The sequence below is a fragment of the Nocardia sp. NPDC051900 genome, assembly GCF_044452545.1.
GTDB lineage: Bacteria > Actinomycetota > Actinomycetes > Mycobacteriales > Mycobacteriaceae > Nocardia > Nocardia sichangensis.
Genome location: NZ_JBITBU010000023.1, coordinates 82000 through 97764 on the forward strand (window position 1 = coordinate 82000; position 15765 = coordinate 97764).

The following is a 15765-nucleotide window of genomic DNA, read 5'->3' on the forward strand; positions in this document are numbered from 1 at the left end:
TCAGTCCTTTTCGGTGGCGGAGTCGAGCAGCTGCTTGTGGCACCAGGTCCGCACGACATCGGCGTAGTCGGCGGTGTGGAACAACATCAGCTGGTGCACCCCTTCGGGGTGAATGTGCAGTTCGACGGGGCCGGTGGTGGCGTCGACGACGGCCCGGGCCGTGGCGGGAGTGAAGATCGGATCTTTCTCCCCGACGGCGAACAGGATCGGTTTGGTGTTGGCCGACAACGGCACGGCCGGGTCGTAGCGCAGGATCGACGCCCACGAGGCCAGGTCGTAGGTCCAGGTGTTGAGCGGATCCTGATGCTTCTGCTTGCCCGCGCCGCGGAACCCGTAGTCGGTGTCGAAATCGATGTACTGGTCGATATCGAAACGCAGCGCCGGACCGAACAGGGCGACCATCTGATCGAACGCCTGTGTGCGGAAGGCGTTTTCGGTCGGGATCAGCGGTGAGGACGGGATGGCGAATCCCATCAGAATCGCGCCCGCGAAATCCTGCGACGCGGCGTAGGCGCCGTAGGCGGCGGACGCGCCGAGCGAGGATCCCTTGATGAACACCGGTAGCCCGGTGGCGGCACGAATGTGATCGGTCAGCCGCAGTGCCGCTTCGATCCACTCCTCGATGGTGAACTGGCCAGCGCGCCGGTCCACGCACGAGCGGCCGTGGCCGGGAGCATCCATGCACCAGACCTCGGCGCCCAACCGGGCATAGTGTGCGGCGAAATTGTCGTAGATGCCGCCGTGACCGCCGATTCCGTGCTGAACCAGCAGCACGTGGTCCGCGGCCGGATCAGCGAATCGATAGGCGAATGTGTTGCCGACTATCTGTTCTTCTCTGCGCATCGGCCACCTCCATGTGTCCCGCGTCATAAAAGTTGATGGCAATCAATAAACCATACAAGTTGATGATCGTCAACATATTGTCCTAAACTGGGCGGATGGCGACGCAGACACGAAAAGGGCGACCACCGGCCGAGCTGTCACCAGCCTCGTTGACCGATATCCTGGCCGCGGCGTTGAGAGTGTTCGCCGAATGCGGATTCGACGGCACCTCGGTGGCGGCGCTCAATCGCGAGCTCGGAGTGAGCCACAACCTCGTCCATCAGCGGTTCGGCTCCAAGGAGAGGCTGTGGTACGCCACGGTCGACTGGGCGTTCGGCGAGATCGCCGACCACATGAGCGTGGATGCGGAGTTGGCCGAGCGCGACCTGCTCGAAGCGGTACGCGTGACGATCGTGCAATTCCTTCAACTGCACGCCACCCACCCGCAGATCCTGCGGCTGGTCACGGTCGAAGGCGCCACCGAGGGGCCTCGGCTGACGTATCTGTTCGACGCGCACGTCGGACCGTTGTATCACCGGATCACCGCGCCGCTGAAGGTGCTCGTCGACCGCGGCGTGCTGGCCGAGGAAGACATCCGCACCGTACATTTCCTGGTTGCGCACGGCGCTACCGCGCCGTTCAGTCTGGTCCCGCTGGCGGCGAGGCTGAACCCACTCGATCCGCTCGACCCCGCGGCGGCTCGCAGGCACGCCGAATTCGTCGCCGGCATGGTCGTGGCCGGGCTCCGAGCCCGCGGCGCCTGACCAGCGAGGGCAACTGCGACGAAGGTGACGCTCAGTTTCCTGCCCCGTTCTCTGCAACGGCTCGATGCCCTCGATGTCGAGATCGTCCAGGAATCCCCCGAATCCTGCGTCCTATCCGGCGCGGCCGCCTGCAGGGCTCGCTCGATCACCCGATCACAGCGCCCGACAACTGAGCATCTGGACAGGATTCACGGCCGACCAACCTGGGCCGGCGCACTCATCGATGACTTCGTCCACCCGACTCGGCGTGGTCGCGCACTGCTCGCTCACGCTGCCGTGCCCCGCGATGGGCACCTGACGCGTAGCCCCATCACCAAATGTTGACGGTAATCAATAAAGCACATTATATTGATGGCCGTCAACATTTGAAGCTGGTGTTGGGGCACGTCAACGAGGACGCGTCGACGATCGTGCGGAAAGCGTCGATTGCCGACCGCGCTGCGGCGGTGCCGAGACCCACGCGGCGGGAGTGGACCGATCCGTTCCTGGTGCTGAGCGAGGACTGGTTCTCCTCGCCCGGATTCGAGTGGCACCCCTACCGCGCGCTGGAGACCAACACGTCTGAGAGAAAAGGAGCGATCGATGACGATCGCATCAATTGCCCTAGCCGCCTTGCTGGCGCTCGAGATGATCGCCGTGGGAGCACCGAAGGTGCTCGCCGTCCAGGCCATGCGTGAACGCGCAGCCCACGCCGAGATCCCCGTGTCCGGCTTCCGAGTCATCGGAGCCTTGGAAATCGTCGGTGCAGCAGGGCTTTTGATCGGTATCGGCTGGCATCCGATCGGCCGGCTCGCTGGGGTCGCGATCGTGCTGCTGATGGTCGGGGCGCTCATCACCCACGTCCGGACCAAGGACAAGCTCGCCGACATGATCCCGGCCATCGTCACCGCCCTGTTGGCGGTGACCTACCTCGTCGTCGCATCACTCGCCCGCTGAGCGCCGGTCACCGAAGGCGCTCGGGCGTCCTCGCCGACGTCTGAGATGCCACACCAAATGCGCCTTCGCGAGCTGACCTGCCACGGTTTTTTCTGGCCGCCGGGTAGCGGGCCGGATCTGTGCTCGCTGCCGCCAGCGGATCGGTGGCCCACGTAGGTGCCCTCGGGGACGATGAGACCCACGTCCGAGGCCGCGTCGTGGCGAACGACGCGACGTCCGGCCCAGGTATTCCGCCCGGGTAGTGCATGCCGGTCATCGGCAACGCCAAGGTCAGGCCGTGGATGGTGAAGGGAAGCGCGAGGATCTCCGCCGGCCCGGACGATGACCCGGCTTACTAGCAGCGCAAAGCGCCTGCGGGAAGATCCGTGGCCGAGGTGAGTGGCAACTCGAGGGACGTGAGCAGATCCCGGTACCGCTGCGCCAGTTGCGTCGGCGTGCTGCGGCTGTAGGCGACGATCTCACGGTAAACCCCCGGCCCGATCCTTCTGGCGTGCCGTATCCAGCCGCCCGGTACGGCGTTGTTGGGCACCAGTGCTACGCCGAGGCCCTCCATGGCGAACAGCAGTGCGGCGGCCACCTGTCCGGTACGCGCGACCGCGCGTGGAGTGAATCCGAGGGCGGTGGCCGTCCGGTCCACGATCTCGCTCATGCCTTGCTCGGGCTCATAGAGGATCCAGTCGGCTGCGGCCAGTTCGTCGAGTTCCGCCGAGGAACCCGTGTCCTGCCCCGCCGGGCCGACCAGAACCATCTCCTCGTAACCGAGTGACACGACGGGTCCCTCCCACAGTTGGGGCCGCGGTCCGACCGCGATGTCGCCTTGTCCGCCGCGAACCGCCTCCTCGAGCGCACGACGGTGCGAGAAGTCGTGCACCCGCAGGACAGCCGTCGGGAACAGGGAGTGCCATCGGACGGCGCTCGGTGGCAGAATGCCGGAGGCGATCGACCGGACGGTCAGCACATGCACGTCGCCGCTTCGCCCCTCGACCACTTGATGCACGGCATCCGCGGCTTCGCCGACAGCCCGCAACACACGCTCTGCGTGGGGCAGGAAGACCCGTCCCGCGGGCGTGAGGGCGAGGCCGTGGCGGCCCCGTTCGAGCAGTTGCGCGCCGAGTTCTTTCTCCAGCGAACGCATCTGCTGCGACAGCGACGGCTGGGAGACATACAGCCGTGCCGCGGCGGCACTGAACGATCCACTTTTCCAGACGGCGAGAAAGTACTCCAGCTGGCGCAGGCGCATCAGATGAAGTTACCGCCGGCCCCGCCGACCGCAGCACACAGCGAGCGAGTCACGCGACCCGATTCGCTCGGCTGTCTCGGCGAGCGAGCCGGGCGAGCAGATGGTCGACTTCCGACCGCGCTCGGCTCGAGAGCACGCTGCGGGGTGTGCGCTGGTTGTCGGAGGTGAGCAGGCCGCGCCGGTGCATGACGTATTTGCGCACGGCCAGGCCCACACCCGGCTGCTGTTCGTATCGCAGCAACGGCAGATGCGCGTCGAAGATGTCATGGCTTTCCTCGCGACGGCCCGCCGCGGTATGACCGACCACGTCGACCAGCATCTCGGGGAAGCAGTATCCGGTCATGGCGCCGTCGGCGCCCCGCGCGGTCTCGAAATCGAGGAAGAGTCCCCCGTTGCCGCACAGAATCGACAGTCGTGGCATTTCGCCCTCGGCTTCGAGGTGCCGTAGTGCGCTGATCTTCTCCAGTCCGGGCCAGTCTTCGTGCTTGAGCATGACGCAGTTCGGTACGGTGCGAGAGATACGCGCGATGACCGGGGCGCTCATGACCACCGAGAACGACAAGGGATAGTCCTGTACGACGAGGGGAACCGAGTCGCCGAGTACGGCCGCGACGCCCTCGTAATAGCCGACGATCTGGTCGTCGGTGCGCAAGGTGTTGGGCGGTGCGACCATGACGCCTGCCGCGCCCGCCGACATGACCGCACCGGTGAGGGTGCGCATCGCGGCGTAGCCGGGAGCGGAGACTCCCACGACGACCGGAAGTCGGGTCCTGCTCAGCACGTGCCGCACAATTCGGATCGCCTCGTCATGAGCCAGTTTGGGCGCCTCGCCCATCTGGCCGAGCAAAGTGATCCCGGTGACGCCGACCGATTCATAGAAATCGACCAACCGGTGCAGCGAGTCGAAGTCCACCGCTCCTTCCTCGTCGAAGGGGGTGGGCGCGATGGCGAAAACGCCGCTCGCCTCACGAGTGAGCACGGCCATGGTGGAAATCCTTTGTCGCAGTGAGTATCAGAGGCTGGGAATGAGACCACCGTCGACGCGCACCACCGCGCCGGTGATGTACGACGCCGGAACGCTCGCCAGGAACGCCACCGTCGCCGCGTACTCGTCCGGGTCGCCGTAGCGGCCGACGGGAATGGTGGCGACGCTGTCGGCCACCACCTGTTCGACGGTTCGGCCCTCGGCTTCAGCTTTGATCCGGTCGAGATGCTCGACGCGACGGGTGCCGATCCGACCTGGCACCACGATGTTGCATGTGACACCGTCCGCGGCGACTTCCCGCGCCAGCGTCTTCGACCAGCCGAGCAGTGCGGCACGAAGACTGTTCGACAGGCCGAGGCCGGGAATCGGAGCGACGACCCCCGAGCTGGTGCTGGTGATGACACGGCCCCATCCGCGCGCCCGCATACCCGGGACGAGTTCGTCGCTGATAGCGATCACAGAAAGCACCATGGAACGGAAATGATCGAGCCATACCGCAGATGGCCGGCCCAGGATCGGCGAGGGCGGCGGCCCGCCGGTGTTATTGACCAGAATGTCGACCGGTCCTAGGGTTCGCTCGATCAGTGCGACGTTGCCTTCAATGGCATCGAGGTCGGCGATATCCCACGCCACCGGTATGGCCCGGCCGCCGGCCGCGACGATCGCGTCGCTGCGGGATTCGGCGGCTTCGCGATGGATATCGGCGACGGCCACCTCGGCGCCCTCGGTCGCCAATTTTTCCGCGATGGCGCCACCGAGGCCACCGCCCGCGCCCAGAACCAGTGCGGTTCGACCGGCAATCTCGAGATCCAAAGTCCACTCCTCGACCGAGCGCCGATAATTCCGGCATTTCCAGATATTCCGCACACTAACAGCACGCCGACGAGCGCGCCCAATACGAATATTTGCCATCCCCCATAGGGAGAACTTATACGTGCAGTACAGCGCACGATCGTCGCGAGTTCTCCGCCATATGCCACCCACGCGCCGTTGGACAGGAAAGAAATCGCTCACCTAGCCTCCTGGTGGACCATAAAAGGACAATGAAAGGCAATGTGATGTCCTTTCCGGAAACAATGCTCGCGGCAGTGATAGGTGAGCCGGGAATTATCAGGACCAAAACCATGCCGGTGCCCCATCCGGGCCCGGACGACGTTCTTGTACGAGTTCACCGGGCGTCACTGTGCGGCACCGACCTCAAGGTCCGCAGCCGTCGCTTCTTCCACGGAGCCGGCCCAGCGCCGGACACCTTCATCCCCGGCCACGAGTACGCGGGCGTCGTGGCCGCGGTCGGCAGCGCCGTCGACGAGTTCGCCGTCGGCGATCGCGTCGTCACCGAGGCGCATCGGGGCTGCATGCGATGCGTGAACTGCCTGTCCGGCTCCTACACGAACTGTTTGAACTACGGCAACCAGGCCAAAGGCCATCGGGTACAGGGGATGACGGTCAACGGCGGCTTTGCCGAATATGTCGTCAACCACGTCTCCACGCTGTACCGGCTTCCCGATGACATCGACTTCGACTCGGCCGTCGTGCTGACCACCGTCGGCACCGTGATGCACGCTTTCGACGTGCTCGACTCGCTGCTGGTGGGCGCCGGGGTCGCGGTGATCGGTCCCGGCCCGATCGGATTGATGGCCGTCCAGGTCGCCCGCGAACTCGGAGCCGACCCGGTGATGCTCGTCGGCACCCGCAACAGCCGACTGGAGATCGGGAAGCAATTCGACGCCGACTATCTGATCAACTCCCGCGAGGAGGACGCCGTCGCCGCGGTTCGGGAGATCACCGGCGGACTGGGCCCCGACATCGTCGTGGAGTGCTCCGGGGCTGCGGGCGCCGTCGACGACGCGATCCACATGGTCAAGCGCGGCGGCAGAGTCGTTCTGACGGGATTCTTCGAACAACCGGTGACCGCCGACCTCAATCACGCTGTCATGAACGGAATCTCGATCCACACCGTCCGCGGCGAAGGTGCACGCTCGGTGGCGAGGGCCCTGTCGCTGGCATCGCGGGGACGACTGCACACCAGCGCCCTGGTGACCCACCATTTCCCGCTGAAAGACATCGCCGAAGCGTTCGACACCTACGCCGAACGGCGAGACAACGCGATCAAGGTCATGCTCGATGTCACCGGATGAGGCCACGTTTGCTCCGGTCCGCGAGCTGGTCGCCACCGACATGGCCGCCTGCGCGGCAGCATGGCTGGAATCGCTCGCCCCGGATCAACTGACCCGAGCGCAGTTCGACTCGCCTCTGGCTCCGGACGCGGAGGCCGAGCGGCTTCGTTGGTTCTACACCCCGACCGACCACGGTGGACTCGCCCTGCGCGACCAGACCGCACGTCAGCAGGGCCTGGCGATGCGACTGGTCGCCTCGGGACTGTCCGAGGCCGGGTACGCGACCGTCGCCACCGTGATGGGCCTGGAGAACGTCCTCGATCAGGTCGAAGGATGGCAAGTCCGCTGGGGACGGCAACGAGGCCGAGACCCCGGCCTGTACTGGCTGAGGTTGTTCGGCCGACCGGGCGACTCGGTCTGGGCATGGCGCTTCGGCGGCCACCACATCTCGCTGAACAACCTCGTCATCGGCGGGCGCGTCGTCTCGACGACACCGTGCTTCATCGGAGCCGATCCAGCCGGCACCGCCTTGCTCGGCGGCACGCTACGGCCGCTGGGCGGGCCGGAGGAAACGGCGCGGCACCTGGCCCTGTCCCTGGACTCCGACCGATACCACACGGCATTACTACACCCCAGCGCCATATCCGACATCGTCTCCGGCAACCGGCCGACCATCGCCCACGGCGACGCGATGATGCACATGCAGGATCTCTGGCGCGGCACGTTCACCGACCCAGCGTTGCGAAAGCTGGTCGACGACATCGACATACGCGCCGAAAGCGCCAGCGGATACACCGCAGCCGACCATGCGGCCATGGCGATCTCCATTCCCCCCAAAGGTCTGGCCGCACGCGAGCTCGACCCAGAACACCGGCACCTACTACGGCAGCTGATCAGCCTGTACACCGGTCGCGCGCCCAGCGCGCTCGCCGAAGTCCACGCCGCGCACTATGCAGCCGACGACGTACTCGACGCGGTGCACTTCGGATGGGCAGGCAGCCTCGAGGCCGGGGAACCGCACTACTACCGGATCCAAGGCCCCGACCTGCTCATCGAATACGACAACACTCAGCGCCAGGCCAACCACGCCCACTCGGTCTGGCGCGATCCGCGCTCGGATTTCGGGCTGGACAGTCTGGCCGAACATCGCCGGCGCTCCGCGCATTGAGAAGAGCAGCGGGGAGCGCGGGCAGGAACGGCGGCGGAGACCGGTCGATGGGCTCCACCTGATTCCTTCAGCACGACGTCAGTTCGCTGCGCCCTCAACGGTGGCCTAGCGAATTGAGCGCCTGCTGCGCGAGGGTATCCATCCATGCCGCTGTCAAGGCGGCCGGATCGCGCTGCGACGTTCGCAGCATCGCCAGGACGACTCCGCCGAGCAGATCGAGAGCGGCGCTCAGATCGTGGACGTGGAAGCGCTCCGCCGACACCCCGGACCGAATGCCCGCGGCCAGACGTGATCTGATGTCCGGGTCTTCGAGGATCCGGTATCTCATCGAAAAGACGATCGCGGCGATATCAGGGTGGCCGATGCCGACCCCGCCGAGCGCATGTAAATGCGCGTGGACAATACCGACGGGGTCATCGATACCCGCAGCAGCGCTGTCGAGGATCCCCGCCAACTCCTCGATCACCTCGGCGATGACTGTATCGAAAAGTTCGTCTTTGCTACTGAAGTGGTTGTAGAAGGATCCGGTCGCGACACCGGCCTCCTGCGCCAGGCCGGCGATGCCGATCCTCCCAGCCAGGTCGCTACCCAATGCCCACCGCCCGGAGCGGATCAGTGCCGCACGTGTACGAAGAGCGCTGCGCGCCCGCGCGTCCGACCGACCGGCGATCTGCTGCGGCAGTGGCGCGCTGGTACTTCCGTCGAGGGCCCGGCCCCGAAGGACTGGGTCCGGGCCGATCTGCTCACCGACAGCAACGCGTCCACCCATAATGGTTACAGTGTCTCCGTTATAGTTGCGGCCGTCAATGGACGACCACCGCAACGTCGCCGCCCGCCTCGGCGAGCGCGCACGATTCGATCGCCGCTCCACCGGCGCGGCCGCGGGCACAGCCGGGGCGGGGCCACCCGTTGGTGCGATTTACGTCGACGGACCCGTCAGCGGCTTGGCAACGCCCGCTAATTCGGATACGGTGTAGCCGAATTAGTTGGACCGTCGAGCGAGGAACGTTCCCGCCCCGAGTGTCCGAGCACAGGAGAAGGCACCCGGCGGGATTCCGCAAGATCGCTCCCCTACAACCGAGCAATCTTCATCCCCAAAGGGGGTGCGTATCAGGCAAGACAGTGAGGCGTGTTCGTGCTGAAGTTCCATTCGGCGATCAAGTTCGGGCCGGTCAAAGCTCTCGCGATCAGCGCGACGGCACTTACGGTGGGCAGCTGCTCGCTACTGCCGAACGCGGCCGACGGCGTGTGGCGGGACACCACGCACATCACCGCTGATTTCGACAACATCGCCGGCATCTACGAAGGAAACCCGGTCACCGTCCTCGGACTCGAGGTCGGCAAGGTCGAGAAGGTCACCCCGAAAGGCACGCGCATCGAGGTGCGCTTGTCGATCGAACCTCAGGTGAAGATTCCGAAGGACGCAGTGGCGGCGATTATCTCGCCGTCCATTGTCACCGATCGCCATATCGAGCTCACTCCGGTCTACACCCACGGCGAGACTCTCTCCGACGGTGCTCACCTGCCGAAGTCGCAGACCAAGACCCCCGTCGAGTTGGACACCATGATCAAGACCATCGATCAGTTCGCGGCGGCACTGAAGCCGCAGGAAGGAGCCGAGGGCCTCGGCCCGATGTCGGGTCGGGTGCTCTACCCCATGCTCGACGGCAACGGCGCAAAGATCCGGGACACCCTCGAAGCGCTGTCGGCCGCACTGAAAGTCGGCGTCGACAACAAGGACGCGGTCTCGAACATCGTCCTCAGGCTCAACGAGCTCACCACGATACTCGCCGAGAATGATCAAATGATCCGCGATTTCAGCGACCGGATGACCCAGATGTCCGGTCTGCTCGCCGAGCAATCCCCCGGTTTGCAGGCGACACTCGACCAGCTGGCCGCCTTCCTGGCCAATACCTCCGGCGCGCTCGGGCAGTACCAGGACCAACTCGCGGGCACCTTGACCGGACTTACGAACGTAACCCGCCAGCTTCGCGACAACGCCTCCGGTCTTACCGAAGTCGCCGACCTCGCACCCATGGTGCTGCAGAACTTCGACAATCTCATCGACCGCGAGAACCGTCGTGCGCGAGTTCATTTCATTATTCCCACCGCGCTCAACGGTGAAATCATCAGCTTGTTCTGCGAGCGTATACAGATGAAGGCCGACGGCTGCCGTACCGGGAACATGCAGGACTTCGGTCCCGACTACGGTCTGACCGCCGCGCTGCTCGGACTGACTAAGTAGCGTCGCGATCGTCGCCTTCCATAAGTCACGACAGTCGATCCGGCATCGCCGAGATTCCAGCCGAACGGTTTCATGACTGTTCTCGCAGGGCGGCTACCGGGCAGGAGTCGATGGCTGCTCGGGCAACCGTGACGTACTCGCCGGGGACGTCGGTGCCTTCGAATCGGTAGATCAGTTCGGCATCGTCGTCGAGGCCGAATACAGCCGGGGCCTGTTCGACACACAGGCCATGGCCTTCGCAGCGGAGGTAGTCGACGGAGATCTTCATCGCGAGTGCCTTTCAGGCGGGAATCAATCGGAGGGGAAGGTGTTCGAAGCGATGGATGATGTTGTTCACCGCCCATTCGCCCGGACCGGCGAGCTCGATGCGTTCGACGCGGTCGATCAGCGCACGGAGCACGGCTTGGGTTTCCAGCCGAGCCAGGCCCTGTCCGGCGCACCCGTGGGTGCCGTGTCCGAAACCGAGTTGACGGGAAGCGTCGCGGCGGATGTCGAACGTGTCCGCGTCTTTCCACTCGCGTGGGTCTCGGTTGGCGGAGGCATAGATGACGACCACCCGCGCGCCTCCGGGGATCGTGGTGCCGGACACCGTCGTATCGCGAATCGCCTGGCGCGAGAAGGCGCGCAGTGGTGACTCGTACCGCACCACCTCGTTCACGGCGTTCGGAACCTTGGCCGGGTCCGCCCGCAGCATCTGCCATTGGTAGGGGTGGGTGGCGAAGAGATATAAGGCGCTGGCGATGGCGCCGATCGTGGTGTCCAGCGATGGAGCGAGGTAGTCGATCAGCAACGCCGGGCATTCCGAGCGTTGGACCCTGCCTTCATCGGCAGCCCGCAGGACGTCCTCCCCCGCACTACCGGGGAGAAGGTCTCGATCGCGGGCGAGCCGCCGGGTGAAGCGCATCATCTCCGCGCTCGCCGGGGCGGTCCGGATCGATCGGCCGTTGATCGGACCCAACGCGTCGAAGGTCGCACCGGACCATCGCAGTAGGTGCTCGCGACCATGTTGTGGCCAGCCGACCAGATCCGGTACGACCGACATCGGGAGGGCCGTCGCGAGTTCGACACCGTCGATCGCACCGCGCGAGACCGCGGCCTCGACCGCCGCCACTGCCTGCTGGTCAACCGTTGCGCGCATCGCGCGCAGCGCCCTGGGTGTGAGTCGGTGCGCCAGTAGGGCACGCCGACGGCTGTGGTCCTCGCCGTCACTGTTGAGGGTGGTGCCGCGGGAGAGCCGGTTGGCCACCGGATTCAACGCGACGCCCGCGCCGGAGACGAAGGTCTCGTCATCCAGCAGCACGGCTTTGCATTCCGCGTAACGAGGCAACGCGTAAGCACGCTGCTTGGCGAGCCACACCACCGGCCCGAGCTCGCGCAGCCGCGCATAGTGCGGATAAGGATCGTGTATCGCCGGCCGGGAGTAGAGATCGGGCTCATAAGCCGGGGCCGCACTGCGATTACGCATCGAAACTCCTCCAAAATAGGACAGTCAACGGCCGGTGGCGACCGAGCCCGGCTCCGCGCGACGGCGGAGCCCGCTGGCGCTGCGCTCGGCGCCGGAAATTCGGCGAGTCACCTGGGTGCCGATGCACGTCGACAACCAGCCCTATGCAGCCGCGGCCGCCAGGTCTACCAACGAGCAGTGGTCAGTTCAGACCGACTCCAGCGGCCGCCTCACGGCTACCGAATTTCACGCGGGATCGGGTGGCGCACCTGTCGAGCCGCCCGCACAGCCCGGCATTCCATATGCCATCTCGCACAGTGTCAGAGTCGATGGCTGCTGCGGGTGCGATCCGCTGCGCTCTGTACTGGGTACAGTCTCTGACACGGCATCGCTGGATAGCTTTCGTCCACCTGCTGGTCGACCGCAGCCGCGCGCGCCCAACCGCCTTCGGTGGACTCGCGGGCGAATGCGACGGCAGCCTCGCGCGAGGCGACGAAATGCAGGGGTGCGCCCAGTCCGAAGTCCACCGCTAGATGCCACAGCATCGAGGCCCCCCACCTGCACGCGTCCTCTTCGGCGAAGTCGAAGACGTTCGAAGAATCAGTCCTGGCCGAAATGATCGCCGTATCGCTGTCCTCGCACTCCCACCTGGCGAGAGAGCGATTCCAGCGAATGACGTTGCGAGTCATGCCTGCGTCTCCGGGGTACGCAGCGCAGAGTTAGCCGCCAACTCCGGCGTCATCGCGCTGAGGGCCTTCAGCGTCCGTGACGTCCGGTCGGTGGTGGCGATTGCGCCGATGTAGCCGTCGGGGCGGATCAACAGCAGCGTGGACTCACTCACGCCGTAGATCCGAGCGAAGGAATCGGTGATGTCGACAAGGGCCACATCGACCGCTGCCTGCTTCCCGCTGTCGACGGCGACTCGTCTCAGTTCCGCACCAGCCGCGGGCCAGGGTAGTGCTGCCAGGTCCTCGGCCGCAGAGGGACCGTAAGCGAGCGCGGTGAAGTGCGGACCGGAGAAAAGGTCGAACAGCCGCTGCGCTCCCCCCGTCGCGTTCAGCAGTCTCGCGTCCGGAGCACGGTCACCGACCTGCAGGGTCGCGGTCCGTTCGGCCTCGGCCGTTGTCAACGGTCCACCACGGTAATGCAGGCCGAGTTGGCGTTCGTCATTGCCGCGTTTGACCGACGACGGGTCGAGTTTGGACAGCCCCTCGTATTTTTTGGTCGACAAGCCCAGTACACCGGCCGCGATCGGCTGCCGTTCGGCCTCATAGCTGTCCAGGAGGCTGTCGGGCGCTCCCGCGAGCACCTGAGCGAGTTTCCAGCCGAGGTTGTAGGCGTCCTGCAGGCCGGTATTGAGTCCCTGCGCACCCGCCGGGGTGTGTACATGAGCGGCGTCGCCGATGAGGAGTATCCGTCCCGACCGGAACTGCTGGGCCAGACGGATATTGGGGCGGAACACCGTCTTCCAACTGATCTGCGACAGGCGAATACGTGTGTTCCCGGTGTGCGCGCGGATGCGCGTGTTCAGGTCGTCGTCGTCGAGGGATGGCTGCTCGTCGGGCGCCAGCCGTATCATCCACTGGAACTGCTCGGAATGCGGTAGCGGGCACGCACCGACGAATCGACCACCAGGCCGGGGCCACACATGCCAGCGGTCCCGGGAAAGACCTTCCACCACGGCGTCGACGATGATCATCCGATCGGACTCGTCTGTCGAGCCCTCGAACGCGATACCCGAGTTCTTGCGGACTGCGCTGGCTCCGCCATCGGCGCCGACGAGATAGCGGGCGGCGATCTCGTGCACGCCGCCGGGTCCGGCTACGGTCGCCACCACCGCATCCGGACGCTGCTCGAATCCGAGCAATTCGCACTCGGTTTCGACCGTTCCGCCGAGTCGCCGCAGCCCGGCGCGCAGCGCCGCGTCGGTGCGGAACTGGGGGATCAGCCACGTGTTCGGATGTGGCACATCGGATGTCACCTCGTTACGCGACTGCATGTGCCAAGGGATGGTCACGGGACCGGCATGGATGCCCAACGGTGGGTAGGTGGCTCCTCCGGCGAGGATGTCGTCGAGGACGCCCAGGTCCTCGAGCACTTCCAGGCTGCGCGGCTGGATGCCCTTGGCGCGTGAACCGTCGAAGGCGTGCGCAGCCTTGTCGATGATCCGTATCGCCAGCCCGCGACGGGCCAGATCGATCGCCAAGCCGGTGCCGGCGGGCCCGGCGCCGACTACGAGGACGTCGACGAGTCCTGTATCAGGCGATGTCGTCATCGCTGTACTCCGTCCTTGACGCCGTGGACAAAAGCGGCGAACCTTTTGCTCATTTCGACCGGCTCCTCGTAGGGGACCATGTGCCCGCACGGCGAGAGAATGTGCGACTCGGTGGGAGCCAGCAGCGCGCACACCTCGTCGTAACTGGTGATTGGTGTGACCTGGTCTTCGTCGCCCCACAGCAACATGCGCGGCACCGGTAGGTGTCCGGTACTCCGGTAGAGGTCGTGGCGGGCGGACAGCGGGAAATCGGCGAGCGTGGCAGCCAGGGCATAGATCGAGCCGTCGAACTGGTAGCACTCCCGCACCATCGCCGTCAGTGCCGCAGATCGTTGCCGGTCGCGAACATTGTGCGAGAGGTGCCGGTCGAGCATTCTGCTGCCCAGAATTCTGGCCAGGACGGTCCCCCACCGCTCGTGGCGCAGCAGCCGTGCGGCGGCAGGTTCGGGCTGTAACCCAGCCGGGCCCGCCAAGGTCAGTGTCGCCAGTCGGTCGGTGTGCTGTGCGGCGAAGGCCATGGCGACCAGTGCCCCCATCGAGGTTCCGACGAGGTGGTAGGGCTCGTAAAGCCCTAGTCGTTCGGTCAGATCGGTCAGTTGCCGCACGAACAGTGATTCGTCGTAGGCGGCTCGCACACGCTCGGAGTAACCGCGTCCGTAGGCGCTGTAGGTGAGGGTGCGAAATCCGCGCCGCAGGAGTTCGGCGGCGAGGTCGTCCCAGTAGAACAGGGGGATGGTCAGCCCGCCCACGAAGACGACAGTCTCAGCTCCGATGGGTCCGGTCAGCTCGTAGTGGGTGACTCCGTCGCGGCATTGGAGGAAGTCACCGCGCAGTCCGGCGCGGCTGTTCTGGTTCAAGCGGCGGGTTTCGCCGCGGGCCACGAAGTACTTCATCGCCTGCCTTTCGTCCGGGAGGTCGGCCCGGTGGTCAAGAAGTCGAGGACAGCGCCTGCCACCCACCCCGGGTCTTCGTCGGGAAGCAGGTGCCCGCCGCCGGGGTGCACCTGTTCGTGGGAGCCGGGGATGTCGCGGGCGAAATGCTGACCGTCGATCGACGCGCTGCGCAGTACCAACGTGGGCGCGGTGATGGCCGGGATCTCGGCGGTGCGGTCGATCTGGTCGGTATTGGCGAAGTCGATGAAGGCCTGCTGGTTACCAGGCCGGGTCAGCATGGCGTGCACCCGGTCGACCATCGCGTCGTCCACCACCGACGACCGCGACCCCACCGCGGAGCGCAGATTGCGTGCGGTAGCCGCGCGAGATGACAAGCGCCGCAGCAACACCCGCCCGACAGGGTTCCTCGCCAGACGCAGCGCCGCCGGAAGCGATTTACCCGGATAGCCCGTGGCATTGATCAATACCAGACGATCCACCCGTCCCGGGTAATCCAGAGCGAAGTTCCAGGCGATGTTGCCACCCAGCGAATTGCCCACCACCGAAGCCTTCGGCACCCCCAGTGAGTCCAAGAACGCGGCGACAGTTCTGGCGAACGTTCGCACCGTGTAGTCGCGGTCTGCGCGCGGCCCCGTGAGGCCGAACCCGGGCAGGTCCAGCCGGATCACGTCGAAGGACGACGACAACGCCGAGGCCACGTGGTCGAAGCAGTGCAGTGATGAGCCGCTGCCATGGAGCAGCAGCACGGAGGGCCCCGCACCAGCCCGCTTGTAGTGCAGCTTGCGGCCCTCGACGAGCGCGAAGCGCGAATCAGGGTCGATGTAGTCATCGACGGCTACTCGTCTACTCATAATGGTAACAGTGTTGCCGATAATT

The 15765-nt window shown here is 65.6% G+C and carries 16 protein-coding genes; 5 read left to right on the forward strand and 11 right to left on the reverse strand.

Features of this window, described 5'->3' with window-relative positions; all coding sequences use genetic code 11:
• A complete protein-coding gene (locus tag ACIA5H_RS31610; protein ID WP_397079386.1) occupies positions 1–843 on the reverse strand; it encodes an alpha/beta hydrolase in 843 nt (280 codons plus the stop codon).
• A 95-nt stretch (positions 844–938) separates the two neighbouring features.
• Here ACIA5H_RS31610 and ACIA5H_RS31615 point away from each other — a divergent pair, with 95 nt between their 5' ends.
• Both ACIA5H_RS31615 and ACIA5H_RS31620 read left to right on the forward strand, forming a co-directional pair.
• Complete coding sequence (locus tag ACIA5H_RS31615) at positions 939–1586, forward strand: TetR/AcrR family transcriptional regulator (RefSeq protein WP_397079388.1); 648 nt, start codon at positions 939–941, stop codon at positions 1584–1586.
• 582 nt (positions 1587–2168) lie between these two features.
• Positions 2169–2522: a DoxX family protein gene (locus ACIA5H_RS31620; protein WP_397079390.1), complete on the forward strand. Its 354-nt coding sequence runs from the start codon at positions 2169–2171 to the stop codon at positions 2520–2522.
• A 334-nt stretch (positions 2523–2856) separates the two neighbouring features.
• Here ACIA5H_RS31620 and ACIA5H_RS31625 read toward each other — a convergent pair whose 3' ends face one another.
• From ACIA5H_RS31625 to ACIA5H_RS31635, 3 genes are read right to left on the reverse strand one after another with little or no spacing between them, the layout of a single operon-like run.
• Positions 2857–3762, reverse strand: a complete 906-nt coding sequence (locus ACIA5H_RS31625) for a LysR family transcriptional regulator (protein ID WP_397079392.1) — start codon at positions 3760–3762, stop codon at positions 2857–2859.
• 49 nt (positions 3763–3811) lie between these two features.
• Positions 3812–4747 (reverse strand): dihydrodipicolinate synthase family protein, encoded by a 936-nt coding sequence (locus ACIA5H_RS31630; protein WP_397079394.1) that lies wholly within the window; start codon positions 4745–4747, stop codon positions 3812–3814.
• Positions 4748–4774: 27 nt separating this feature from the next.
• Positions 4775–5761: an SDR family oxidoreductase gene (locus ACIA5H_RS31635; protein WP_397079396.1), complete on the reverse strand. Its 987-nt coding sequence runs from the start codon at positions 5759–5761 to the stop codon at positions 4775–4777.
• A 110-nt stretch (positions 5762–5871) separates the two neighbouring features.
• Here ACIA5H_RS31635 and ACIA5H_RS31640 point away from each other — a divergent pair, with 110 nt between their 5' ends.
• Together ACIA5H_RS31640 and ACIA5H_RS31645 are read left to right on the forward strand one after the other, a co-directional pair.
• Positions 5872–6885: a zinc-binding dehydrogenase gene (locus tag ACIA5H_RS31640; RefSeq protein ID WP_397079398.1), complete on the forward strand. Its 1014-nt coding sequence runs from the start codon at positions 5872–5874 to the stop codon at positions 6883–6885.
• On the forward strand, positions 6872–8032 hold the full coding sequence (locus tag ACIA5H_RS31645) for a DUF3500 domain-containing protein (protein WP_397079400.1): 1161 nt from the start codon (positions 6872–6874) through the stop codon (positions 8030–8032). The genes ACIA5H_RS31640 and ACIA5H_RS31645 overlap by 14 nt, the downstream gene beginning before the upstream one ends.
• Positions 8033–8126: 94 nt before the next feature.
• On the opposite strand, the gene ACIA5H_RS31650 is transcribed toward ACIA5H_RS31645, so the two are convergent.
• Complete coding sequence (locus ACIA5H_RS31650; RefSeq protein ID WP_397079402.1) at positions 8127–8624, reverse strand: TetR/AcrR family transcriptional regulator; 498 nt, start codon at positions 8622–8624, stop codon at positions 8127–8129.
• Between the two features lie 543 nt (positions 8625–9167).
• On the opposite strand from ACIA5H_RS31650, the gene ACIA5H_RS31655 reads away from it, so the two are divergent.
• On the forward strand, positions 9168–10277 hold the full coding sequence (locus ACIA5H_RS31655) for an MCE family protein (RefSeq protein ID WP_397079404.1): 1110 nt from the start codon (positions 9168–9170) through the stop codon (positions 10275–10277).
• A 70-nt stretch (positions 10278–10347) separates the two neighbouring features.
• Here the strand turns inward: ACIA5H_RS31655 and ACIA5H_RS31660 are convergent, their stop codons facing one another.
• The 6 genes from ACIA5H_RS31660 to ACIA5H_RS31685 all read right to left on the reverse strand — a co-directional run bounded on the left by ACIA5H_RS31660 (position 10348) and on the right by ACIA5H_RS31685 (position 15740).
• Entirely contained in the window at positions 10348–10545 is a 198-nt protein-coding gene (locus tag ACIA5H_RS31660) for a ferredoxin (protein WP_397079406.1), read from the reverse strand.
• A 12-nt stretch (positions 10546–10557) separates the two neighbouring features.
• Complete coding sequence (locus ACIA5H_RS31665) at positions 10558–11742, reverse strand: cytochrome P450 (protein ID WP_397079408.1); 1185 nt, start codon at positions 11740–11742, stop codon at positions 10558–10560.
• Positions 11743–12041: 299 nt separating this feature from the next.
• The gene (locus ACIA5H_RS31670; protein WP_397079410.1) at positions 12042–12410 is read right to left on the reverse strand and encodes a hypothetical protein; all 369 of its coding nucleotides are present in this window, start codon (positions 12408–12410) and stop codon (positions 12042–12044) included.
• Complete coding sequence (locus ACIA5H_RS31675) at positions 12407–13996, reverse strand: FAD-dependent oxidoreductase (RefSeq protein WP_397079412.1); 1590 nt, start codon at positions 13994–13996, stop codon at positions 12407–12409. Before ACIA5H_RS31675 ends, ACIA5H_RS31670 begins: the two co-directional genes overlap by 4 nt.
• Positions 13993–14889, reverse strand: coding sequence for an alpha/beta fold hydrolase (locus ACIA5H_RS31680; protein WP_397079414.1), 897 nt, complete (start codon positions 14887–14889; stop codon positions 13993–13995). The genes ACIA5H_RS31675 and ACIA5H_RS31680 overlap by 4 nt, the downstream gene beginning before the upstream one ends.
• Positions 14886–15740 (reverse strand): alpha/beta fold hydrolase, encoded by an 855-nt coding sequence (locus ACIA5H_RS31685; protein ID WP_397079416.1) that lies wholly within the window; start codon positions 15738–15740, stop codon positions 14886–14888. Before ACIA5H_RS31685 ends, ACIA5H_RS31680 begins: the two co-directional genes overlap by 4 nt.
• Between the last annotated feature and the right edge of the window lie 25 nt (positions 15741–15765).